Origin of the sequence: Paenibacillus sp. V4I3, assembly GCF_030817215.1 — a bacterium.
Classification (GTDB): domain Bacteria; phylum Bacillota; class Bacilli; order Paenibacillales; family NBRC-103111; genus Paenibacillus_E.
The window spans coordinates 1-24,225 of sequence record NZ_JAUSZA010000001.1 but is presented as its reverse complement, the minus strand read 5'-3'; the positions used below and the strand labels follow the sequence as shown (position 1 = coordinate 24,225).

Sequence of the window (24,225 nt, the reverse complement as noted above, 5' to 3'; positions counted from 1 at the left end):
AATCAAACTTTTGTGCTAAAAGAACAATACATTGTTCCTTCGAACCTTAAAAAGCTGGTGATATAGTTGATTTATAACCAGTAAGGATATGAAATACAGGAGGGTCAAATGATGAATATGAAGAAAACAACGCTAAGTCTACTCTCTGCGGCTGTCGTGTTGGGAGTTGCTGCAGGCTGTGGTTCATCGGGTGAGAATGCCGCTAAGAACAGTCCCGCTGCTTCTTCAGAAACTAAGAAAGCGGTCACGCTTACGATGTGGGGTGGCGTACCTGCCGAAGCCGGTCCGCAGTTGGTTGTTGATAATTGGAACGCAAAGAACCCCGATATTCAGGTGAAATATGAGCGTTTTGTCAATGATGATGCCGGAAATCTAAAGCTAGATACGGCTCTTACGACAAATCAAGGTATCGATTTATATGTCAACTATACCTTATCGGGTTTATCAAAACGTGTTGATGCTGGAACAGCACTCGATCTTAGTGAATTTAAAGACTACAATATTGACGATAAAATGGGCACGGATGCAAAGGACTGGAAAGTAAAAGATAAGTATTACGGGCTTCCAACCAAAAAGAATGTATCTTTCGTTTGGTTGAACAAAAATGCACTTGATGAAGCTGGACTAGCCGTTCCTTCGTTAGATTGGACGATGGCTGATCTGCAGCAATATGCGACCAAGCTCAAAAAAGGCACACGTTGGGGCTTTACAGAACATATCTCCGGATACACCAACTTTATTGATGGAGCTAGTGCCGGAGCCGGATTCACGAAAGCGGATGGGACATCCAATCTCGACGAACCGACTGTTCGTAAGGCGTACGAAGCTATGTTTGATATGATGCATAATGATAAATCAATGCCTCTTCTTGGCGAACAAATGACGAGTAAAATGCCTACCGATTCGATGTTTTTAAAAGGCGAAACAGCCATGCTTGGGGCGGGCGAGTTTATATTCCGCAGTTCAAACAACATGAAAGATTTCCCGCGCGACTTCAAGATTGCTTTTGCCACGGTTCCTAAAGTGACGAAAGAACAGACTAGTTTTAAATATCCGGGAGGACTTGGCGACGTTATTTCCATTAATCCAAACTCGAAGAATAAAGAGCAAGCTTGGAAGTTTTTGAAATGGTATGCAGATGGTGGAATGATGCCACTTGCTGCTGGCGGACGCATCCCTTCTTCTAAGGATGCGAATGTGGAAGAAGCAATTAAACTGCTCCTTGGAGACAATGAAAAAACATATGATGTGGATTCGCTCAAAAAGGTTGTATTCGGCAAATTCCCTACGTTTACAGCAACGCTTCCGCAACAGGTTGTGGATGCGCGAAAAGAAGAATATGAAAAGTATTTCTTGAAGGCACAGTCCTTAGATGACACCCTTAAGAATTCGGTCAAGCGCCATAACGACTACTTATCCAAAAACAAGAAATAGCAAGAAAAGATGGGGGGATGCATCAAGTAAGAGGCACCTCCCTTTTTTGTTCAAAAAAGGAGTGATTTATGGAATGAACTGGGCAAAAAAACAACGTAGATTAGGGTACTTGTTCATTTTACCTAATATGCTAGGCGTCATATTATTCTTTGTCATCCCTGCCATATTTTCGTTGGGGATTATGTTCACGAATTATAAATACACATCGCCGGATATCGAGTGGATCGGTCTCGACAATTTCAACAGGTTATTTCATGACCCAGTATTCTATGTTTCATTGAAGAAAACAGCCTTATTTCTTGCCGCTGTCCCTGTTTCAATCGGATTGGCCTTTCTTGTAGCTCTTGTATTGAATCGCAGTGTGTATGTAAAGAGTCTGTTACGGGCTATGTTTTTCATGCCTTACATTACGAGCGGTGTAGCTGTTGCTTTTGTATGGATGCTTTTGTTTCAGCCGTCGCAGGGACCTATTAACAGCTTTCTTCGTTCCATTGGCATTGATAATCCGCCAGGATGGATGTCTACGACGACCTCTTCGATGTACGCCATAGACATTATTTGGATTTGGTTTCTTCTTGGCTATAATATGATCATTTATTTGGCAGCCTTTCAAGAAATACCGCAAGAACAATTGGAAGCCGCAAAAATCGATGGAGCCAGCTCATGGACGACGGTTTGGAAAATCATCTTTCCTCTAGTTAGTCCCTCCACGTTCTTATTAATGATTACGGGCTTAATTACGTCTATGAAGACGTTTGGCATGATTCAAGCTGTTACGCAAGGCGGACCTGGCGGCAGTACAACGATTTTATCCTTATTTATTTACCACAATGCGTTTCGTTACTATGAAATGGGCTATGCTTCAGCCATCTCATGGGTCTTATTCGGTATTATCTTCTTGATCACGATGATTCAATGGGTTGGTCAGAAGCGATGGGTTCACTATTAAGTAAAAACCGGAGTTGAGACATATGGAGATAAAATCGACAAAATTACTATATACGATTGCCATGCTAGTATTGGGTCTTTTTATGATTTTGCCGTTTCTTTGGATGATAAGTACATCTTTTAAAACACCAAATGAAGTGTTCCAATACCCGATCCAATGGATACCCCAGAAGGTGACGTTTGAACATCATCTTAAAGTATGGACAGGCAAGGAAAGCTTTCTTATTTATTATATGAATTCGTTGAAAATAGCTCTGATTTGCATGGTTGGTGCTACATTCTTATCCTCCTTAGCGGCTTATGGATTTTCGCGAATTGAGTTTAAGGGAAGAAACCTGCTCTTCATGTTCTACTTATCTATGATGATGGTTCCACCGCAAGTGTTATTTGTTCCTAAATTTATTTTGTTTGATAAAATAGGGATTTATAATACGCACTGGGCACTTATTCTTCCTGGTTTGTTTACCATTTTCGGGGTATTTCTGATGAGACAATTTTTCATGTCGATCCCACAGGAGATCACTGAATCGGCCTTTGTGGACGGGGCTGGTCACTTCCGTATTTTCTTTCAGCTCATGCTGCCTCTGGCCAAACCGGCGTTGGCTACCTTAGCGATTATTGATTTCTCCTGGCACTGGAATGATTATGAGAATGCCCTCGTTTTCCTACTTGACCGTGATCTGTATACAGTCCCGCTGGGTATGCAGAATTTCATACTAGAATTCAATATTGACTATAACGGAATGATGGCGGCAACATCTGCTGGCATTGTCCCCATGCTGCTTATATTTCTTATTGGACAAAAATATATCATACAAGGTATTACTGGTTCCGCGGTAAAAGGTTAAGGATAATTGGAGACACTCGAACGAGGATTCCATCTACCTTCCCTCGGAGGGATCATTTATTATTGAAAAACCCTAGCCAGTGGCTAGGGTTTTTCAATCTTGATTTATAGGATGAACGATTAGATTTTCTCAATAACCTTATCAATCAATCCATACGTTTTCGCATCTTCAGCGGTTAGGAAATAATCACGGTCTGTATCTAATTCAATCTTCTCGATCGGCTGCTTAGTTGTTTCGGCAAGAATTCGATTGAGTGTTCGCCGTGTTTTGAGAATGTGCTGGGCACGAATATGAATATCGCTGGCTTGACCTTGGGCGCCTCCCCATGGTTGGTGAATCATGACCTCGGCATTAGGGAGAGCGAACCTTTTGCCAGGTGCACCTGCTGTTAACAGGATAGCCCCCATAGATGCGGCCATACCTACACAGATGGTGGATACATCGGGCTTAATGAAATGCATCGTATCGAAAATCGCCAGTCCTGCAGAAGTAGAACCGCCGGGTGAGTTGATGTAGAGAGAAATATCTTTCTCTGGATCTTCAGCGGAAAGGAACAATAACTGGGCAACAATCGCATTGGCCACTTGATCGTTGACCTCCGTGCCAAGGAACACAATGCGATCTTTGAGCAGTCTGGAATAAATGTCATAAGAGCGCTCGCCGCGCGAAGATTGTTCGACAACCATAGGTATGAAACTCATAGGAATCATCCTTTCATTTTAAGTATTATATTTAAGAAGCTTTGCTTTGGACGGTATGACTGTGGACCGTACGTTTTTGACCAAAACCAGAGGATACCATGATTAAACGGATCGGTTCTTCGCCATGGGTGGTTTGAAATTCACGAACGGTGAAGGTAGCCTCTGATTCATTAGGCGAGGTGCCTTGACGACGATATGAGTCGATCGAGATCACGTTGCTTCCTGAGGTTTCAGGAGTACGATCAACGGCTTGCTCCCAAGCAATAACAGGTGTTGCAGGTACTGCGTCATTCTGCGGTTTACTTGTTTGTTGTTCATGATTCATGGCGGTTGCCTCCTCATTCTTTCGGTTTGGGATATACGGCTAACAAGACTTGATAGGCATCATTTCCGTCTTTGCAGCCCGAGTATCGATCCACCAATTGCTGCACCATGGCAGCGTACTCCTCAACGAATGTTTGCCTTTGCTGTTCATCAGACAGATGGACCTGCAGCTGAAGCGTAGCACTAGGAATTACTTCGCCCACATCGGATTGCTCCATAAGCAGCATCGCATCTCTACGAATCCGCTCGGATGTGGTCACAAGGTGAGCCAAAGAGCTCTGGTCCTTCAACCTCTGCAAGGTTTCAGGCTTCATACTTAACGATTCGGCCAGTACGAATGTTTTGGCTATCGCTCTGTACAATACTTCGACCAGATTGCGCACCTGACGAGTGCCTACGCGTTGAACCAAGCCTGCTTTTTCCAAAGCTTTGAGGTGATAGTTAATGCGTTGGGCCGTTTCCCCGAGTGTTCGAGCCACTTCAGCAGCAGAGCCAGGTTCCAGAAGCTGAGCAATGATCTCCCCGCGAATAGGGTTCAACAAGACGGTAGCTTGCTCTGGAGACTCGATGTAATAGCTGTCTTGAATATCTTTTAGCATGGAGTGGATAGCCTCCAATACAAAGTATGTGTTACGTAAAAATATTTTATTACGTGGAGAGTGAAATGTCAATGGGCTATGATGACAACACCTGTTGGATGACAAATTGGTTTTGAAATTGCCAATAAAGTTTTGAAATGACAAACAAAGTTTTGAAATGACAAATAAAGTTTTGAAATAGAGGTTTAGCTTGTGATATTTGAGGGAAAGATATTATTAAACCATTAGAGCATCGATACTATTCTTCGAAATTAGTATCGAGTACATCAGAGCCCCGACCAACAATTTGGTCGGGGCTTTTGTTTTTGTCCTTAGGAGGAGAGTGAAAACATGACTAGAGGTAACTCTGTAAGAAAATATCAAGAAAATAAGATGAAGGATGGACGCGGTCAAGGAACTGGCAAGGATTATATCCCATTTATTCAAGCAAGTGATAACAAGACTCCAGGTGATGGCTATCTCACTCGATCACTCGGCTGGAAAGCTGAAAGAATTCACCACACTCTTTCAAAAGTAGAGTATAAATATTTAATGCTATTAAATTGGATGGAAATAGTCGTTGACATTAGAGAACAATTTCCGCTTGAAATTAATAGAACATTAGAAATTTCTGAACAGTTGCATATACCACATGCAAATCTTGACAGTGTTCCGGTATATCAAACAACAGACTTTATGATAACTATTCGAACATCGACGGGATTAAGGGATGTTGTAAGAACAGTTAAGGTAGTAACTGACTTAACATCAAGAACACTTGAGCTTTTTGAAGTAGAGAGACGTTATTTTGAGGAACAAGGTATTGAGTGGGGAATTATTCTTGAATCAAGGCTACCTTCCATTATGGTTAGAAATATAGATTGGATATTTGATGGAAGATTTCTGGCTAGCCGTGCTGGATTAGACAGTGAATTGGTAGAGCATATAAAGAGTTCATTTATTCAATTACTTATTGATGATGCAGCTGCGACGCCCATTCAGAAACTATGTTTACGTGCGGATAATAAATATGGTCTAGAATCGGGTTCTTGTATGTTTATTTTAAAACACTTGTTAGCAAACAAGGTCATTCATACAGATATGCAAAAATTAATAAGAAGTGCCAACCCACTATTTATAAGTAAGGTGGCTATAATATGATATATGTAAATTCCGTCATTAAGCTTTTAGCTGGTCTAGGTGAGAATAATAAATTCATTCGTGTATGCTGGATTTCTCCAAAATCAGAGGAACTTTTCGTTATTAATATTACTAATTCTAAGAAAATGGAACTGCCTTACCCCATGAAAATGGAAGATTTAATAAACGATTTGCAAGAATTTAGAGCGGAAAAAGTCGAGTATGAACAAGATCTCCGTATAATAAGCCCTTCGAATGAATACCTAGAGAAGTATGCAAAAAAGTTAAGTGACAAATGGAATCTAATTAAGGATATCGTACCTATAGAACCGGATATATACTTTTCAACTGAACGAATGAGACTTTTCCAGAGTATAAAAGATAAAACAGGAGTAGAGTATAACGTCCTTTATGACCTCCTAAAGCGATATTGGTTTTATGGGAAATGCATAAACGGTTTACTACCAAATTATTTCGACTCCGGTGCTGAAGGGGAGGATAGGGAATATAAAACGAGACCTGGACGCAAAGGAAAGAATATTAAAATCCTAGATGATGGAGACTTTAAAAACTTTAAAAAAGCAGTAGATAAATTCCTTATTGGTGAGAAATTAAACATTGTAGAAACACACCTGAGGATGTGCGAGGAATATTATGCTGTTTCCTTTTATCGAAAAAGAGGGAAACTGGTGCCATCAGTTGATGAAACCAAAGCTCCTTCAGAAAAGCAGTTTCGATATTGGTACAATAAGAACTATTCGCTTAGGGAAAGAAAAGGACATTCCCTTGGTCAAAGAAGAATGAAAAAAGAGTTCAGGGCATTATTGGGTAGCAACAGTATGTACATTGAAGGTCCAGGTTATCTCTATCAAATTGATTCTACTCCTGCTGATGTATCATTATTAGCAATCGATCATAAAACACCTATTGGTCGGCCAACATTATTTATTGTAAAAGATGTCTTTTCACGAAAAGTAGTTGGGTTCCATGTGAGTGTTAATCATGCAAGTTGGGTTGAAGGAGCTATGATGGCACTGGAGAATGCAGCCACAGATAAAGTTGAGTTTTGCAAAAAGTACGGAGTCGATATTGATCCAGAAGAATGGGATTGTTATCATCTTCCACGGAATATTGTTGCTGACCGAGGTGAGATGAAAAGTAAATATCCGAATGGGCTAGTTGGTATTGGTGTTGATATTGCTAATACACCCTCATACCGACCAGATTTAAAAGGCGTAATTGAACAGCATTTTCATATAACTAATAGAACGATTAGAGATTTTTTCCGAAATTACGGTGCAATTCTAAAGGATAAACGCGAGCCAGGGGATTCTAAGTCAGATGATACTGCTGCAATAACATTAGATACTTTTATCATATTTATGATTGAACATATTATTGCTTTTAACAAAATGTCACTCCCACGTGAGTTTGTTGTAGGCCCGGAAATGTTTAAAGAACACGTTGAACTTACACCGAATAGACTCTGGGAATGGGGGGCTACTAAGAATCTACTTCATGAGCGTCCTAAGAACTTGATTCATTATACATTGCTTCCAAAAATGACCGCGAAGGTTACTCGATTTGGCTTTGAATTAAAAGCAAATACCAAATTATACTACGCGTGTAAAGAAGGTGAGGATGAAGGTTGGTTTATAAGTGAATCAATTGATGGTTATAAAGAAATTGAAATTTCATATGATCCTAGAGACTGCAGTGCAATATTAATTCGTCTTAAATCTGGCAAATTAGTATATTGTTTTTTAACAGAAAAATTTAATGAGTATAAGGGCCTTAGTTTTGATGATGCAAAAGCCATGTTTGAGTATCGAACGCAACAATATAAAGCACTATCTAAAAGTAATAAACAAGCAAAGAGAGAAAGGCGGGCATTGGTAATACCATATATTAAGGCAGATGTCGACGCAAAAAAAGCTGCAAAAGCATTAGAGGGAGATAAACCCTTAGGCAAACGTGAGGCTAGGGCTAAAGAAGCGAATTCTAGAAAAAGTGCGGATGCTTTTACAAATCAATGGCCTGAGCAACCTCATGAAGTTGTTCAAGAAGTATCAGAAATTGTTGAGAAGGCTGCAAGCAATGCTCAATTGCCTTCCGAGAATAAATTAAGTGATTTCTTAAGACACAAATATAAAGATAAGAAACGGAGTTCACATGCATGAATAATCATGAAGACGAAGTTTATCTTACAGGTTACCACTATGATGCAGTATATAAAGAGCAGGTAGTCCCGGAAAATCAAGGACACCCCTATATTGAAGCATTACCAGATCGTTTAAGTGGAGATGAGCTGTTTGAGGTGCTCTATAGTACACCTAAATTTAAAGGTGATTTATCAAAGGTTGATATCGAAGATCGGTTGGCCTTGGTTCAACAAGTTCGTAAGAGCTTTTGGCTCCCGCTATCTTCACATTTTTATCGATATCGTCAATTTTACAATATGATAAAGATAGGATATCAATCTAGAAATCCATTCTCACCAATCTTTAACAGACAATATGTGCTCGGTTTGGATAAAGTGCTTAAGGGTGGAATTGATGATAAGGGCAGAAATATTGCCGGGGTGAATCATACCGCTGAAGGATTTGCAGATATTGGCCTTAGTGGCATGGGTAAGACCATTACGAATAAGAGGATTTTACAGTTATTCCCGCAGGTAATCCATCATAAATCATATAAAGGACGACAATTAACCAGAACTCAGGTTGTTTGGCTACATATAGAATGCCCAAGTAGTAAATCAGTTGGTCAATTAAGCAGGAATTTTTTCACGGCGGTAGATAAGGCTTTAGGCCCTGGCTCTAAATATTATGAAAAATACGCAGAAAAAGGGGGAACAATCGAGGTGCTGGCGGCGAGAATGGTTAAAGTCGCCTATGAAATTAACCTCGGAGTTTTATTAATAGATGAAATTCAAAAGGTGCACCGCGCACATTCTGGCGGTGACGAAAGAATGATTGAATTTATTACAGAGTTAACCAACACAATAGGCATTCCTGTCGTTATTGTGGGGACGTTTAAGTCCTTATATCTATTTAATAAATCTCTGGCTAATACAAGGAGAGCAATCCCCGATAGCTATATTGAAAATATAACAGATCGGATGATAGAGGGAGAGACGGAAGAAGAAGATATAAAAACAGAATGGGATGATTTCATTGAAGCTCTATGGGAGCATCAATATACGCTAAAATATGTTCCTATAGATATAAGTTTTAAAAAAGCGATGTATCATCATAGTGTTGGAATTCCTGATATTGCAGTTAAACTGTTTATGCATGTTCAATGCCAAGCAATAATAAACGGCATTGAGCGCATTACCGAAAAGCTTATTGAATCCGTAGCAAACAAAAGCTTGAAGCTTCTTCAACCAATTTTTGAGAGAGTTAGGATGGGGGAATCCGCTGCTCTGATTGAATTTGAAGATATTAAACCAGATTGGACTGAGTTCAATGAGTATTTGAAAGAGGCAACTCATCGTATATATGTTCATGGTAAGCTCGCTCAGGAGCATGACCGTGCGATTCAACAAAAAAATAGTACTCAGATCCTTGAAGATTTGATACAGTTTGGACTTAAAATGACGAATAGTCCTGAATTGGCAGAGTCGATTGCTCACAAAGTATTTGAAGCAAGTAGTGGTATGGGACAATTAGATGCTATGTATCAACAAGTTGCACAGATGGTTATGGACAAATCGAATGTTGTAAACCGTAGCCAGAAAAAAAATAACGTCACTCAATTCCCGAAATTAAATAAATCAAATACTGAGCTACCGCTTCTTGAAACATCCGATATTCGTTATATTGTAAAAATTGGTAATCAGAATAAGAAGTCGGTTGAAGAATCTTTAAGTGATGCAGGCTTAATCAAAGATCCAATTGAATTTTACTATAGGATAAGGTGAGGAGATGATTTTTTTTCCAGAATTACTGCCTGATGAATTATTCTATAGCTGTTGTGCTCGGTACCATAATGAAAGCAGCAATGAGTCAATCCTCCAGTCTTTAAAGGACCTTTTTGGGGTTGCTCACACTGAAATTAACTGCCATTTCCCGTCCCGTCTCAATAATTTTGTCACGACTTGTAATAAAAAAAATTGGGATATTAGCATCGAAAGTATTATTGGGCTACACACGATTTATCCCTTTTTTCATCCTTTTCTAGATAAGGGGCAGTCGGAAAATATTTTTAAAATGATTGAAGGAACATTAATATATAGACCACATTTTATCTTAGGGATAAAAAATAAATTTTGGACATCTGTTCTAAATTATTGTCCCGATTGTATTAAGGAGGATGACTTAGAATACGGATTTCCATACTGGCATAGGCTGCATCAAGTTCCTGGAATGCTATATTGTCCAACGCATTGCAAAAGATTAAAGAATAGTTGCCCAAGTTGTAATTTAAAGTTTGAGACACACAATATCTTATTGATTTTACCGCGCTATTGCACTTGTGGCTGTGATCTTTCGTGGGATAGAGCTAGTCAGATAATTTCGTTAGATGAATACAGGGCACAATTGCAATTGATTAGCATTAGCAAGGATATTGCATATTTGTTTAAAAGTTATGATATTGTTGGTCAGCGATGTTCTTTTAGGCAGCTATACAAAGAATATTTAAGTAAAACTACTTATAGCTCATTGAATGGAAGATTGAAACAAAGAGATTTAACGAATGATTTTATGAATTTCTACTCAAAATCTACTCTTGCACTACTGCAGTGTGACATATCTCATATAAATTGGATCCAGCATTTATTTAATAAAAACTATAATCATCCTTTAAAACATGTGTTGTTTATTAGATTCCTATTTGGATCAGTAATTGGTATGATTCAGGAAGTTCAAAAGGTGGCATAATAATGCATTAGCTAACATGTAATTGTTAGAATATCTATATAGTGATATCAAACAGGGACAAGTGATGACACACGTTAATGTCATTACCTGTCTCTCTGTATTTTGGATACAAGATTAAAACGTCTGTAGATAGTTTGAGGAGGGAACTTCTGAATAATTGTTATGCTACGAGGGTATGTTCAATATTTGAGCTTTAAGCCACTCTTCTAAATGAGGTGAGCAATTTTTATATGCTTTACTATATCTTCTGATTGAATTAACTGTCAGTGTTTTTCCTGAATTTTTCACTTTTTCAACAACTTTAGGGAATATTCTTTTTTGGTAGTCCTCCTTCGCTTCGAAGATACCATCTAGGTATTTAATTGTTTTAGGAAGTTTAGATCTCTTTTTTTCGGTTGATAGTAGCCTCCATTGATCATTTTTTGAAAGTCTTCTAATTATTGAATGCTTTGATATTGAACGCATCGGATTTTCAATTAGAATAGTATGATGTAAATTTTGGACTTTTATAAGAAGCTCATTGTCGAGAGAGTCAAAATTAAGCTGGTTGGGGCGGTCTTTCCGATCTTTCCGACTAGGTAAAATTAATTCCATCCAAATTTTTTCGTGTTTCATTAGAAGATTATAGCCCCTATGACCCAAACTTTCTCTAATCTGTTTTCTGTTTAGACCTTTTTGTAGATCAAGTAACTTTACAAGATCTTGTTTAAGGAGGTCAATTTTTTTTTGCTCATAATCCTCAGAAAACCTGTTGAATTTTATATATAACGACTTGTGCTTTGTATCTAGATGCTTTGAAATTGTATGTCTTTTAGACTGTACAACCTCTATTATTTGAGTTATTGAATGCCCACTACTATACAGCTTGTCGACGGTGTTTTTCCATAAGAAGCCCATGTCATCAATCGAGTAATCCCCCTCATTTTCAACTCCATATTTGCTTTGTCTAAAGTAACTCATTCCACAAACAGGACATGTAAATGATCCAGAAACATAATCATGTATATACCGTTTACAAAAAGTAATAGTTTCAGGTCCATGCTGGGGGCATATTCTGTTTACACATGGCCATGGCCCACAACCAAATGGTAAAGGATAGGAGTAGGCTACCGTTGTATCTAGGAATTCATTAATTGTCTGCGCGAAAAACAAAATGATTGAAATATAGAAAGGTATGTACTTTGCCATTTGATTGATAGTCATAAATTCAGTCAAAAAATATTGTGAATTAACTAATTCTCGCGTAATTCCTAGTATGGAATAAACATCTTCACCATAAAAAGAAAATAGATCGTTTAACAAGAGCCTTTTATGAACAGCTCCTTTGAAATGTAAGTATTCTTTTAAACCAGCGTATGTAAGCAGTCTATTGAGTATTTCTTCTGCATGCAGAGTTGAGGAACGCTTAGAAATTTTAATTAGCGAATCATATATATTTAATACTTGTACATCAGTTTGGGAGTGTTCAGAGTGTGATACGGGATGATTATTACTGCATTGTGGAAGTGAAATTAACTTCTGATTCCATTTCTCTGCAAAAGGCACATCACATTCGCGGCAGTTCGTTATAAGTGAAATGTGATGAGTTGGGCAAGAGGAAAGAAAATATAATTGATGGGAACGATGAACATATATTTCTTTATAAATTTTTTCATCTTCCCATATACACATTGGACAATATCTTATTATTGGATTGACTAAGTTATTAATGGAGTAGTTACATCTTAAAGATGGATTGGTTAAGATTTTACTAAATTCTTTAATAGTTATAAATGGCTTGATGAAGGGGAGATAAGTATGATTGTCAATGAAGTGTTGTTTTTCATCATAAGAGAAACATAATTTTTGGAAAAGTAATTCCATGTTTCTTGGTAGTACATCTTCGTTTTTAAATGTATTTACCGAGAACAATTCAAACTTTGAGTGGAGAAACACTCCATTTATTGAGTCTCTATGATATCTGATGATTATACTTCTCAAGTCTTCATTCGGATACAAAATAGGAAAATAAATAAGAGTATCCAATTTGTACACCTGCCTCTATAAATTAAGAATTTTAGTAATTAAAAAGTATTGTTTTTATAATGTATATAAGTATTTATTGCTGCATTTTTGGGAATAATTATATTAAATCGATCTAATAGTTTAATAGAGGGAGATGTAAAGTATATGGAACAAGTAGAGTACATGCTCTGTGATGAAGCAATTATCACAAACAAAGGTTTCTTATTTAAAGATAATTACTACACATGTCAATTTGCCTTAAAAAAACAGTTGTTTAGTCCAGAAAACTGCGTGGATCGAAAGCTTGTGGAAGTTCTCTACGAGCCACTCTCAATTGAGAGGATTTTATTAAAATTAGAAGACTGGAAGTACTGCTTTGCTTACTTATTGAAAGAGGATGATACGATGACACAAGAGGAAGTTGAGGAGTATCATACGAAAATACAAATTTTAAAACAGAACCATCTAAAGGTAAAAAAAAGAAAAATTCAACGTACAATTATTGTTGCTGACAATAATAATTGCAGTTGAATTCACCAATTCTGACTTATTTATATACTTTCAATACCTCACGAATAATACTTTGAAACATAAGTACTTCGTTGACTTCAAGCTTCTTTAGTGCATTCATAATTTCATTCGTCGCTGCTTCATGCTCAGAAGAAAGCAAGCTTAGATCATTTAATTCTGCGGACTTTAATATATCTGAGAGATTAACGGAAAGACAATCAGCGACTTTCTCGAGATTACTTAATGATATATTGCGTTCGCCCCGCTCTAATCCGCCAATGTAGGTAAAATGAAATCCAGATTTTTCACCTAACTCTTCTTGTGAGAAACCTTTTAGCTTCCTTAGTTCACGAATAGATTCACCTAAACGAATAAGTAAAGTTGACATTTAGTATCCCACCTTTATATAAAGTTTAGATAAGGGATACGGATGAAGTAATGGGTTTATAAGTATTGTTTAATTAATGCAAATAAGTATTATATGATTCTTGAATTGGTTAGGCAATCATAAGCTAAATTTAATTAATAAGGAGGCTTTAATGGATGAATTAATTAGTTACATAGAGAAAAAGATTAGCACACTTAAATTAAATATAGAAAGAAATAAAAAATATTACGACTATCCTTTTACATCAAACTGTGATCATTTCTATCACTTAATTCAATTACATAAACAGTTAGAGTGCTGGAGGCAATTTTTAGAAGTAGTTATTAAGTTCAAAAACACTCGCTGCACTTTACTTGCTAAGGAAAGCTTTGTTTATGAAAAGAAGATCGAATTAGAAAAGAAGATGATACCCGGATTTGTTACAAAAAATACACTGCATGAAATGATTGAATATATGCGTAAACTTGAGTGGAAGATTGAAGAATTAAATGGGATTTGGAAAGAGGGGGGATAATTTAGTAACTACTTTTTAACATGCGAAGGAAGGATTTCGGACACCTGTTTGACCTATCTATATACGTACAATTCAGCTTTTAGCAGAAGTGAAAATTAATTATTATATATTGTCTAGTGAAGTATAAAAGTGTAAATAACTTAATAACGTGGTGATATTTCGAAGTTCAATAAATGTAGTTATGGAGGAGTAAAATGGAAGCAAATATACCCAAAAGAATGTTGGATGTAGCTGAAGCATCCAAATTAATTGGTGTTAGTCGCGATACTGTTTATAGTATGGTTCGAATAAGACAAGAGGGTTTTCCTTTTGTTCGAGTACGTAATAGAATTCTTATCCCTAAAGATTCGTTGTTAGAATGGCTTGGAACAAATGCACAAACTGATAAAGAGTATAAATCAGATAAAGATATACTATGTATCTTATCTGTTGAGAAAAAGAAAAGGATAAAAAAACTTTTACACGAAATGATAGATGTTATTTTTGAGTAATCAGACTTCAATATCTGCCACTTTTTCCTAACGTAAAAAAAGTTAGTGCCATTTTTGTAATTCATCAAATAACTGATATACTTTATCTGTATTGATAATTAGTCTGTTTACTAGCGAAGTAGATTGGTATACTAGGAAGGCATAGTTGATGAATTGGATCAGTCGATCTAAGACGTTGATGATGATATTTAATTTGATGGGGAACAAGCTGTGTTTAAATATAGTTATAAATTAAAGTGAGGGACTTATGAGAGCAAAAGGTAAATCTGGCACTTTGTCAGGTAAAGATAAAAGAACAGTGAAAGATAACAGAGTGGGGAGGTTTGCGGATCAAAGAGCAGGAAAATCTACGCATAAGGCGGCGCCGGCCTGGATGTTGGATCTGCCAGTGCAAATTGGACACCAATACGAGACTGAGATCACTGGGATTAGCCATGATGGGGAAGGGGTAGGCCGTGTGAACGGCTTTACCCTTTTTGTTGATGGTGCATTGCCAGGTGAGCGTGCAATTGTGCGGGTGGAGCATGTGAAGAAGCAGTATGGGTATGCGCGGCTGCTTCGTTTGGTTGAGATGAGCTCCGAACGCGTTGCCCCCGACTGTGGGATTTATGAAGAGTGCGGCGGTTGTCAGTTGCAGCATTTGAACTATCAGGCCCAGCTCCGCGTAAAGCGACAGCAGGTTGTGGATAATTTGCAGCGGATTGGGAAGCTGCAGGTGGCGGGTGAGCGTGTAATTGGGCGAACGGAAGAGACGTTCGTTAGTGATGAAGGAATTGTTGTTCATCCCACGCTTGGAATGTCCGATCCATGGCGCTACCGGAACAAGGCTCAGGTTCCTTTTGGGGAAGAGCGCGGCGGCCTTATCGGCGGATTCTATGCGCAAGGGAGCCATCGCATCATCGATATGGATGAGTGCCTCATCCAACATGAAGCTAACGACGAAGTCGTCTCTCGGGTAAAAGAGATCGGTGCGCGCCTAGGTATTCGCGCTTATGATGAAGAGCGCGATACCGGACTACTGCGCCACGTCGTCGTCAAGGTCGGTTTCCGCACTGGCGAAATCATGGTTGTCTTGGTAACTAATGGCGCGGAGATTCCTCGCGTTGAGGAGTGGGTTGTTGATATTCGCGAGGCTTTGCCTATGGTGAAGAGCATTTGCCATAACATTAATTTGAAACAGACCAATGTAATTTTTGGGGATGAGACTCGCGTCCTGTGGGGCAGCGAGGTCATATATGACTATATCGGTGATGTGAAATTTGCTATTTCCGCGCGATCCTTCTTTCAAGTGAATCCCGTTCAGACGGAAGTCTTGTACGGGAAGGCTTTGGAGTATGCTGCGTTGACCGGAGATGAAGTTGTCGTCGATGCCTATTGCGGCATCGGCACGATTTCCCTGTTCCTAGCGCAGCGTGCAGGACATGTCTACGGCGTTGAGATTGTGGAAGAGGCAATCGTGGATGCAAAGAAGAATGCCGAGTTGAATGGCATGACGAACGTGCATTTCGAAGCAGGCCCCGCGGAAGTGGTCCTCCCAGAGTGGACACGTCAGGGAGTTCGTCCTGAAGTGATCGTGGTGGACCCGCCACGTAAGGGCTGTGACGCTGCTCTGCTTGCGACAATCTTGAAGCTGCAGCCGCGTCGCGTCGTCTATGTGTCGTGCAGCACATCGACACTTGCGCGAGACTTACGCGTGCTGGTTGGTGGGGGCTACGGCGTCGTGGAAGTGACGCCTGTGGATATGTTCCCACACACAGTGCATGTTGAGTGTTGTTCACTGTTAGTATGGGAAGGCAATAAGAATACGGAGAAGTAACAGTAGAAAATAAAAAGTCCCTTTGCACTAGTATGCAAAGGGACTTTTTGTATTTGAAACGGGAACGAATTTCCTTGCTGGGATCGGGGGGGGCGCTTAACTCGAGGTTTGATTTCGGTGCAGGAACCAAGAAGTCGAAGTGGATTTTTAATAAGAGGGTAGAAATTAACAATTTTATACACATGGCTTATTCTTTGAAAAAATCAATTAGAGGATTACGATAATTATTAACGAATATAATAACGCCGATTATCAACCAACTTTCAATAGAATATGTTCTTCATAAAAAAGAATTTTAGGAGACCATCATGACAAATTTAGTTATATCCAGTGAAGACGCGAGAGATAAACAGATCGATGATTTGATTAAGGAGCTTGAGGAACTTAAAAGTCGGATATCCAATCACATTGAAGAAGGATTTACTGTAACAAACGCATTACGGGATGATTTGCATTTGGTTCAGACACGGCAGGCATAGGTTCAAAAGTTATTTTCTGGTTTGTCTGAATTACGTAACTCACTTGAAAATTATGTTAGCGAGATAAAAATAATCCAAATGTAGATCCAAGCAATGTTGATACAAGAAACGTGGTATCTTTGATCCTAAGTCAATGGAAAGTAGATACCATTATAATATCTTTAACCGCTCCAGATGCAGATGATAGATTTGTATGCAAAAAAGTTGAGCTTTGGTCCAAGGGACTAACTGACTTTGATGATGATGATCATTGGTTAGGTGCTGGCGATATGGAAAGATTCGAGGGACAGCTTTATCCCCTTGGGTTACATCTGGCAGACGATAATTATGCTGTTCTTGATGAAAATTTAGCTGTGGAAGCTTTTAAGCTATATTTGAAATTCGATTTACCACACAAGGGGCTCTTGAAACTACGCAAATTAGAAGATGGATACTCAGTTGTTTATTATTAAACTCTGAGTCAGCTGAAAAATTTCCGTGAACAATGGATAATAAAAATATAGAATGAATGGTTTTTGTCCATGAAGCTCTGTGGAAAAGTCAGAGTCAGACTATTCCGTATTGTCCGTTTAAATAAAAGTGGTTCCAATTAAAAAAGGCACTGATTATCAATGACTTCAATGACTTTAATGCACCTTAGTTTATTGAACGATTTAAACCGAATTGGGAGATTACGTTAATTGCGAAATACTCAATTAATGACATGCTTGCAAATTAAGCTTAGCTCAAGAAGAACTGATAAATGATTGTATGGCATTCTTTGAAAAGGTAAAGTATTCAACGAAAAGAACTTACACAAATGTGGAAATCTCAAAAATACAGAGTATTGCTGATCTAAAAAAAATTCCTCGTAAACCTAGATTCTATATTATCTTCAGCAACTATACATTACGTGAAAATAAGTGCACTTGTTTTCTAAATGATAGTAATAAAAATTATCCAGCTATTTATAGGGGACAAGGCTATAACGTTAGAGAGAGAATAAAAAGTCACTTATTTAACAAGAAATATAATGGTTCTTTCACTATTTGTTTAGATCTTGACGGAGAAAAGGGTATTAATATTGATACCGATGCTAGAAATAACGGTTATTCATGGTTTATTGCTTTTCATGGAATGACTACTACTAATGGGAACACGGAAGAATTTATTCGTATACAAGCAGAAATAGCTTTTGATAATTATTTTACAAAACCAGTCGGAAGTAAAGATATTACTAGAAGGTTTAAAACTATGCAATAAGAAAAATGATTCACAATCAGGACACATCGTTTCAAGATGTTGTTTGAATGTAAATAGACATCATGCAATCATCTACAACGAAGTCGAGTGAAAACAATGCTGATACACTTCTAAAACGGTGCTTCACCAAATGCACCCATTATTGATATATGATCCAAATTAACAATACAAATGTGGGGTGGAATTAATTGGGAACTGGAACACGAGCATTCAACTTATACGCATTCATGCTTTTTTCACTAATTGCGTCTCCATTCATATTATTTTTAATAACTAAAATACTCGAGTTACTAACCCCTTTAATTATTTACTGGTATATCTCTTTGCCTGTATGGATTTTGTTTTTAGTCGCTGCTAATTGGATCTTACATATTTATATGAAAAAGAAGGCTCTAAAGGCCGAAAAGGAAAAGTTTGATAAAGATCTAAGAATAGCAAACATAAAGAGAAATACAGTTGTTATTAAAGAAAGGAGACGTCAAGACCGATTGAACAAACATAACAGCAGTAAATAGGGTGTACTAAAAGGAATGAAATCAATTTCAAACTTTGGATGGATATCACAGAAGAATAACATAAATTGAGTTGGCGAGGTTATGGTTCAGACCATCAATTTCTTAAGAACCCTTGCTTAGAACCACATTTTAATGAAAATTTCAGAATGGAATCAAGGAGGTCGTTATTTGGAATTCAGATCCATGGCATCTAAGAATCCAGATAAAGCAAAATTATGGCATCCTACTAAGAACGGGTACTTAACACCTGACCAAGTCATGTATGGCTCCGAAAAAGGACTGTCTAACAATGCCGTTTTATCTGTTGCTGTTTACATTACCTATCGTTACTATTATGCTATACTACTATTTACAAATTGATTTCACTAGCAAGAATAAGTAGACAACCTAAACCGTTATCCTATCGGAAAACTTTGAAAATATGAAATCAGGAGATCAGCTTAATGAGAATTATAACTTGGAACTGTAATCAGTCCTTTAAGAAAAAATGTGATCTCATTTTGTCTTTCGTGCCTGATATAATCGTAATTCAAGAAAGCGAAAAATTCGAGCAAGTTGACCTAGATCGACTGAAGAGAAGGCCAACTCAATATTTTTGGTGTGGGGATAAAGTTAAAAAAGGCATATCAGTTTTTAACTTTTCAATAACTCATACATTGACAGAATTGGAATGCGATTTAACGAATAATAATCGCTGGGTACTACCTTTCAAGCTCGAAGGAGATACTTTTAATTTTAATTTGTTTGCTGTGTGGGCCATGAATCATCGTGGTGGAAATAGTGTGTTAGATAAAGTACGTCCAATTTATCGTACGTTTCAAGGGTTTTCTAACTTGTTATCACATCCTACTGTTATTGTCGGTGACTTTAACAACCATACTTTTTGGGATAACGAGTTTAAAACTCATCTTGGTAGTTTTTCAGACATACTATCCATGTTTAGGGAATATCAAATTCACAGTAGTTATCACGAATATAATCAATTACAATTTGGTGCCGAAAACCAACATACTTTGTCTTTTAGGAAAAATCTCAATGCCCCATATCATATCGATTACTGTTTCTGTTCAAAAACATTGCTTGATAATTTAAAGAGTATAGTTATCGAAAAGCGAGAGGAATGGATCAAATCTAGTGATCACGTTCCTCTGATAATGGACCTTTAGAGGAACTCTATATATTGAATGCATATTAAAACACGACACTTTCTTTGAAGTGTCGTGTTTTAATATGCATTGTTAATTAGTTGTACTTAAACTCTATAAGTTAATTGATTGAAAACATCTTTTAGTAAATGTATTGTGTGTATTACGAAATATTATTTTTACTGAGGAAAATATGAAAGCGTATTCGCGGAAGGAAAATCAAATGGGATTCAACCCACTGGTAACATCGGAATTAAGCAAAATCCACTGAATCCATCAAAGCGTTTAGCGATTAAATGAAATGCCGTGAGGGTGAGATTACGGAAATATCAAGGATTCGTGCAATTCACAGCAGACGGTTACCAGTGTCAAACGTGCGGAGAACGAAATACTGGAGCTCAACACTATATATCTCAGACTCATCATATTAAACCGCGGTTTGTAGGGGGACCAGACAGAGAAGAAAACATGTTAGTCATGTGTCCGAACTGTCACGAAACGATCCAAGCCGGGGCAATGGGAATTGACTATAATACTGGTAGAACTCATCATGTAGACGCTACACAAAAGATTAATGGGATGAAAATAATTGTTAAACATAAGATCGGCCTGGAGTATGTCGAGTACAAAAATAAATGTATGTATCAGGGGTCGTTCCTCTTTTAAAAGGGTGCTTTGGACACCCATGGTGTCCGGCGACACAAACATATGCGCATTATCGTGGTTTATAATGGATTATTCATTTGGCCATTAAGTGCAGTGCAGCAATTCACTTTAAAGGAAAATATTGAATCCTTCACGAATTTATTAATACATCGGTGCCACGTAGCCGATGGCGGCAGCCAATTAAGATAATTGAGAGTGTGCTGATGCACGACAATTGCCATTTGGAGAAAATACATTTGACGTAATTGTTTCAAGCTTAGCTATTCATAACATGGGGGAACTGAAATTTGAATTTAAAGCAAAAGGGATGGAAGGTAACTCACGGAGCAACATTTACTTCCATCGAAAAAATGATTGAAGATGGGCATGAATTTCGAGTCGTTACTTATCTGTACAATGAACGTTTGGAATATTTCGACAATGGAACAGAAACATGGCATAATTGTGCAATCCGCAAGAGGGATCTACGAAAAAAATATGATGGATTAAAGTATAAATCAATGCAGCAGCTGGCTGCAGAGGAGCAGGCCTCAGAACAGCGGCAATATATTGAGCAGCCGCTAAATAATTGGGAGGAACGGCTTATGAGCCCAGTTCATGAGCTTACGGTAACGGAAACTCGTAAAAAGAAGTGGTGGAAGTGGTGGTAATACGGCGGAGAAGCGTCCCATTTCGAAACATATTACGCCATTGACGCATTAGGTTGAGATGAATGGGCTACAGCATGTGAGATGTTAAGCTATCTGCAGTGGTGAAGATGTATTCGACAGCGTGGCGGGAACCGCTAGGCAAAACCCCAGCTTATCCGGGGCCGACTACCTGTTTATCCGGCTATGGTGTTGATGAATCATTTTAGAGCCATTAAAGGAAAAGCCCGCTTCCAGGAGCGGGTTCTTGCTTTATTTGTAGGTAGACTTCGACACCACTGTTATCTTGTTGGAGATCGATGGCAACCCAAACAGGCGCCTTGAGATCTTCGTAAAACGATGGAGTTATATTTTGCACAACTAGCAAATCCACATCGCCCCAGACAATTTACAATGGGTCAAGTCGATAGTGATCGTTCTATAAAGATGGGCCTCACCGAGCTTGAAAAAAGCGGTTATATCATACGAAAAGCACTTCAAAATGGGGATGTAGTTTGGGATCTTAATAGGACAATGAATATAAAAAACAAAAAAGTAGCAACAGTGAAAACAGTAGAAGAAAAGAAAAAACATCAAACGAATAAGTCAATAAGAAATAAAGTGCAACCAAAGAAGAATACGCGAACACAGAAAACAAAAAATAGAACCGGCTTGAGTCGTGCTTTGAGCAATATTTTCAAAGAATTCATTTGAAGCCAGCGGCAGCGGTTCCTGGGAGATCACATAAGTATCTATCATTAGTTTTAAAAGAAAGGATTAAAGCTTATATGAAAATGAAATTTCTAGCCTTGATTCTCAAGTCATTCATTGTATGTCTTTTCGTCATTGCCATTGTACGTCTGATAGCCTTCTTGACGCACGTAGATGACTTAGAAACTAGGCTCATTACCAGTGGTAACGTTGTCTTAATCTTAGTAGCTGTATGGGGGCTGTATCAGTCCTGGAATAGATCACGTGGGCTACTGTGGTTGAATGTAGGGGTACTAGTGATCAATGGTGTACTGCTATGGACTAACGTTGTAGGCTTAGCATAGGTCAGACAATCAAATCAAAGGAGTTGTAAAACTTGCTTATGGATGATCGGAAGATTTAACAATATCTAAAACAGATTCTAGAAGTATTACAGGAAATTAAGGCAGGTATCCGAGGGGTAAACGAAAAGATGGACGAAGAATTTATTGACATCCGGAAGGAATTCAAGGCAAATATTGAATCCCGAAAACAGCGGCGCCAAATCATAATAGATACACTAAGGAAGGGAAATGATCAGTCGATGTTCATACCAGTATCTTCAACTGATATCGAGGTGAGCAAGCCCATCAAGATTATCTGGACTACAAAGCGATGAAGGGCAGCATTGAAGTAGCAAAAGCGCAGTTGGAAAATGATTATCGGGACTGGCAGCAAGCTATACAGAGAATTTGAGCCCGCGAAGCGACATATAAATATGGGAGGGATGCCTTAGTACTTATGAAAAATACCAGGAGCGGGTTACAGTGGAAAAGGACATACGGGAGCTTGCAAGGGTAAATATGCGTGAGGCAATGAAGAAAGAGATTATTCGAAATCAGGAACTCATTGATCAATACCGCTGCGTGATAAATCTTAGAACTCCACGAGAAATAAAAGAAGTGGTTTTTTATGCTATTGCAAGGAATGACACTCTTGAACAATTCCTTTTAATTGAGCAGCCATTTCCCGATCGACTAAGAGACACTGTTCCAGTATCTGAGCAATTTACAAAAATGATGAACTTGGCTGGAGCACAAGTTTATCCTCTCCAAGTGAAGGAACGAGCAAGATGGGGAGTACTATTTGATTACACACATGTCAATTTAAGAAGAAATCGTTACTTTATCGATCAAGAGTTTCCGAAAGAACCTAAGTCATTTCGGTTTATTAAATTTCTCGATAATATTTTTGAATCAGTCTTTAACATCTTTGTGGGTGCATGTATCGTATTATTTTTTGGTATTACTGGGTGGGTAGCCTATTCGGAAATGACTAGTCCAAAACCGCCAAGCAACGCAATTAAGACCGCACCATCAAATCACAGTAATAAATTCAACGCCGGAGGAGTTTCCGGCGGCAATTCAGCGCCTAAATCCGTTTCAGATTCTATCCAGGTCAAAGATGCTTTTGGGCAGGCAGGTTTCGGAAATGGTGACGAGAGTGGCCACGATGCACCTAGCAATTCCGGAACTCCTAGTTCATCGAGTACGCGCAACAGCAACGGACCAGTCACCGGTATCAATACGGACGCTGTGAAACCGATCGATGAACAAAAATCAAATCAAAAATCAGCTCCAATCCCAACTCCAACACAATCCACTACTCCATCTCAGAAGCAAAGCACTCCGATAAGCGAAGGCAGCTTGATAGACATAACGTCTGCAGCCGAGTATTTTACTTTAGGTTCCTCTAAAGATGAGGTCATTTCTGTGATGGGAGAACCTAGTAGGAAATCCGAAAATGATTTTACTTATGTTAACTCACTTGTATTTTTTATCAATGGCAGAGTGTCTGGTTGGGCGAACATCGGTCTTCAGAATCTAAAGGTATCGATCGGTGACAAGGTGGGCGAGGCAGGGCCATTTACTCTTGATTCCACAAAAAGTCAAGTTGTCGATGTGATGGGCACGCCGACGGCAGCCGATCAGCAATCATATACATATGGCAATTCTTTAGTTTTTTTTAATGATGAAGGGCATGTATCAGGTTGGGCCACCATAGGCAGTACAAAAATAAATGTATCTCTCGGCGAGAAGAAGAGTGGGGCATTCCCATTTACACTTGGGTCCACAAAAGAAGAAGTTGTTGACGCAATGGGGACGCCGAACGCAGCGAATCAAAAATCTTTCACTTATGGCAACTCCTTAGTTTTTTTTGATGATAGTGGGAAGGTATCAGGATGGGCGAAAATCGGAAACACTCCACAACTGAATTTGA

The 24,225-nt window shown here is 38.4% G+C and carries 26 protein-coding genes and 1 pseudogene; 22 read left to right on the top strand and 5 right to left on the bottom strand.

Features of this window, described 5'->3' with window-relative positions; genetic code table 11:
* Nucleotides 1–108 precede the first annotated feature (108 nt).
* From QFZ77_RS00125 to QFZ77_RS00115, 3 genes are all read left to right on the top strand, one after another.
* Complete coding sequence (locus tag QFZ77_RS00125; protein WP_307434358.1) at nt 109–1,434, top strand: ABC transporter substrate-binding protein; 1,326 nt, start codon at nt 109–111, stop codon at nt 1,432–1,434.
* A gap of 73 nt (nt 1,435–1,507) precedes the next feature.
* Entirely contained in the window at nt 1,508–2,383 is an 876-nt protein-coding gene (locus tag QFZ77_RS00120; protein ID WP_307434355.1) for a carbohydrate ABC transporter permease, read from the top strand.
* Nucleotides 2,384–2,405: 22 nt separating this feature from the next.
* Nucleotides 2,406–3,230, top strand: a complete 825-nt coding sequence (locus QFZ77_RS00115) for a carbohydrate ABC transporter permease (protein WP_307434352.1) — start codon at nt 2,406–2,408, stop codon at nt 3,228–3,230.
* A gap of 119 nt (nt 3,231–3,349) precedes the next feature.
* Here the strand turns inward: QFZ77_RS00115 and clpP are convergent, their stop codons facing one another.
* From clpP to QFZ77_RS00100, 3 genes are read right to left on the bottom strand one after another with little or no spacing between them, the layout of a single operon-like run.
* Nucleotides 3,350–3,931 (bottom strand): ATP-dependent Clp endopeptidase proteolytic subunit ClpP, encoded by a 582-nt coding sequence (gene clpP / locus QFZ77_RS00110; RefSeq protein ID WP_047684586.1) that lies wholly within the window; start codon nt 3,929–3,931, stop codon nt 3,350–3,352.
* Between the two features lie 31 nt (nt 3,932–3,962).
* Nucleotides 3,963–4,256 carry a hypothetical protein gene (locus tag QFZ77_RS00105; protein ID WP_171644946.1) on the bottom strand — a complete coding sequence of 98 codons (294 nt, stop codon included), beginning with the start codon at nt 4,254–4,256 and terminating at the stop codon, nt 3,963–3,965.
* A 13-nt stretch (nt 4,257–4,269) separates the two neighbouring features.
* On the bottom strand, nt 4,270–4,854 hold the full coding sequence (locus tag QFZ77_RS00100) for an ArsR/SmtB family transcription factor (protein WP_060649270.1): 585 nt from the start codon (nt 4,852–4,854) through the stop codon (nt 4,270–4,272).
* A 330-nt stretch (nt 4,855–5,184) separates the two neighbouring features.
* Here QFZ77_RS00100 and QFZ77_RS00095 point away from each other — a divergent pair, with 330 nt between their 5' ends.
* Genes QFZ77_RS00095 through QFZ77_RS00080 form a run of 4 tightly spaced genes read left to right on the top strand, consistent with a single transcriptional unit; the run spans nt 5,185 to nt 10,859 of the window.
* Nucleotides 5,185–5,994: a TnsA endonuclease C-terminal domain-containing protein gene (locus tag QFZ77_RS00095; protein WP_307434347.1), complete on the top strand. Its 810-nt coding sequence runs from the start codon at nt 5,185–5,187 to the stop codon at nt 5,992–5,994.
* Nucleotides 5,991–8,153: a transposase gene (locus tag QFZ77_RS00090; protein ID WP_307434344.1), complete on the top strand. Its 2,163-nt coding sequence runs from the start codon at nt 5,991–5,993 to the stop codon at nt 8,151–8,153. Before QFZ77_RS00095 ends, QFZ77_RS00090 begins: the two co-directional genes overlap by 4 nt.
* Nucleotides 8,150–9,898: an ATP-binding protein gene (locus QFZ77_RS00085; RefSeq protein ID WP_307434341.1), complete on the top strand. Its 1,749-nt coding sequence runs from the start codon at nt 8,150–8,152 to the stop codon at nt 9,896–9,898. The genes QFZ77_RS00090 and QFZ77_RS00085 overlap by 4 nt, the downstream gene beginning before the upstream one ends.
* Nucleotides 9,899–9,902: 4 nt before the next feature.
* On the top strand, nt 9,903–10,859 hold the full coding sequence (locus QFZ77_RS00080; protein WP_307434337.1) for a TnsD family Tn7-like transposition protein: 957 nt from the start codon (nt 9,903–9,905) through the stop codon (nt 10,857–10,859).
* Between the two features lie 165 nt (nt 10,860–11,024).
* Here QFZ77_RS00080 and QFZ77_RS00075 read toward each other — a convergent pair whose 3' ends face one another.
* Nucleotides 11,025–12,884: a TnsD family Tn7-like transposition protein gene (locus QFZ77_RS00075; protein ID WP_307434334.1), complete on the bottom strand. Its 1,860-nt coding sequence runs from the start codon at nt 12,882–12,884 to the stop codon at nt 11,025–11,027.
* Nucleotides 12,885–13,028: 144 nt separating this feature from the next.
* On the opposite strand from QFZ77_RS00075, the gene QFZ77_RS00070 reads away from it, so the two are divergent.
* Nucleotides 13,029–13,394 carry a hypothetical protein gene (locus tag QFZ77_RS00070; protein ID WP_307434331.1) on the top strand — a complete coding sequence of 122 codons (366 nt, stop codon included), beginning with the start codon at nt 13,029–13,031 and terminating at the stop codon, nt 13,392–13,394.
* A gap of 16 nt (nt 13,395–13,410) precedes the next feature.
* Here QFZ77_RS00070 and QFZ77_RS00065 read toward each other — a convergent pair whose 3' ends face one another.
* Nucleotides 13,411–13,761 (bottom strand): helix-turn-helix domain-containing protein, encoded by a 351-nt coding sequence (locus tag QFZ77_RS00065; RefSeq protein WP_307434327.1) that lies wholly within the window; start codon nt 13,759–13,761, stop codon nt 13,411–13,413.
* Between the two features lie 151 nt (nt 13,762–13,912).
* On the opposite strand from QFZ77_RS00065, the gene QFZ77_RS00060 reads away from it, so the two are divergent.
* From QFZ77_RS00060 to QFZ77_RS00005, 14 genes and pseudogenes are all read left to right on the top strand, one after another.
* Complete coding sequence (locus QFZ77_RS00060; RefSeq protein WP_307434325.1) at nt 13,913–14,275, top strand: hypothetical protein; 363 nt, start codon at nt 13,913–13,915, stop codon at nt 14,273–14,275.
* A gap of 194 nt (nt 14,276–14,469) precedes the next feature.
* Nucleotides 14,470–14,766 (top strand): helix-turn-helix domain-containing protein, encoded by a 297-nt coding sequence (locus tag QFZ77_RS00055; RefSeq protein WP_307434323.1) that lies wholly within the window; start codon nt 14,470–14,472, stop codon nt 14,764–14,766.
* 247 nt (nt 14,767–15,013) lie between these two features.
* Complete coding sequence (gene rlmD / locus QFZ77_RS00050) at nt 15,014–16,582, top strand: 23S rRNA (uracil(1939)-C(5))-methyltransferase RlmD (RefSeq protein ID WP_373462546.1); 1,569 nt, start codon at nt 15,014–15,016, stop codon at nt 16,580–16,582.
* 308 nt (nt 16,583–16,890) lie between these two features.
* Nucleotides 16,891–17,061 carry a hypothetical protein gene (locus tag QFZ77_RS00045; RefSeq protein ID WP_307434320.1) on the top strand — a complete coding sequence of 57 codons (171 nt, stop codon included), beginning with the start codon at nt 16,891–16,893 and terminating at the stop codon, nt 17,059–17,061.
* A gap of 119 nt (nt 17,062–17,180) precedes the next feature.
* On the top strand, nt 17,181–17,513 hold the full coding sequence (locus tag QFZ77_RS00040) for a hypothetical protein (protein WP_307434315.1): 333 nt from the start codon (nt 17,181–17,183) through the stop codon (nt 17,511–17,513).
* Nucleotides 17,514–17,811: 298 nt separating this feature from the next.
* Nucleotides 17,812–18,303, top strand: coding sequence for a hypothetical protein (locus QFZ77_RS00035; RefSeq protein ID WP_307434312.1), 492 nt, complete (start codon nt 17,812–17,814; stop codon nt 18,301–18,303).
* A 683-nt stretch (nt 18,304–18,986) separates the two neighbouring features.
* The gene (locus QFZ77_RS00030) at nt 18,987–19,178 is read left to right on the top strand and encodes a zinc-ribbon domain-containing protein (protein WP_307434309.1); all 192 of its coding nucleotides are present in this window, start codon (nt 18,987–18,989) and stop codon (nt 19,176–19,178) included.
* Nucleotides 19,179–19,261: 83 nt separating this feature from the next.
* Nucleotides 19,262–19,984: an endonuclease/exonuclease/phosphatase family protein gene (locus QFZ77_RS00025; RefSeq protein ID WP_307434306.1), complete on the top strand. Its 723-nt coding sequence runs from the start codon at nt 19,262–19,264 to the stop codon at nt 19,982–19,984.
* Nucleotides 19,985–20,269: 285 nt separating this feature from the next.
* Nucleotides 20,270–20,629: an HNH endonuclease gene (locus QFZ77_RS37685; RefSeq protein WP_373462545.1), complete on the top strand. Its 360-nt coding sequence runs from the start codon at nt 20,270–20,272 to the stop codon at nt 20,627–20,629.
* A 208-nt stretch (nt 20,630–20,837) separates the two neighbouring features.
* Nucleotides 20,838–20,987, top strand: a pseudogene (locus QFZ77_RS37680) (hypothetical protein); the annotation flags it as partial.
* Nucleotides 20,917–21,279 (top strand): hypothetical protein, encoded by a 363-nt coding sequence (locus QFZ77_RS00020; RefSeq protein ID WP_307434303.1) that lies wholly within the window; start codon nt 20,917–20,919, stop codon nt 21,277–21,279. The pseudogene QFZ77_RS37680 and the gene QFZ77_RS00020, both read left to right, overlap by 71 nt.
* A gap of 336 nt (nt 21,280–21,615) precedes the next feature.
* Entirely contained in the window at nt 21,616–21,969 is a 354-nt protein-coding gene (locus QFZ77_RS00015) for a hypothetical protein (protein WP_307434300.1), read from the top strand.
* Between the two features lie 74 nt (nt 21,970–22,043).
* Nucleotides 22,044–22,310, top strand: coding sequence for a hypothetical protein (locus QFZ77_RS00010; protein ID WP_307434297.1), 267 nt, complete (start codon nt 22,044–22,046; stop codon nt 22,308–22,310).
* A 462-nt stretch (nt 22,311–22,772) separates the two neighbouring features.
* The coding region (locus QFZ77_RS00005) for a hypothetical protein (protein ID WP_307434293.1) at nt 22,773–24,225 on the top strand (1,453 nt) is incomplete at its 3' end.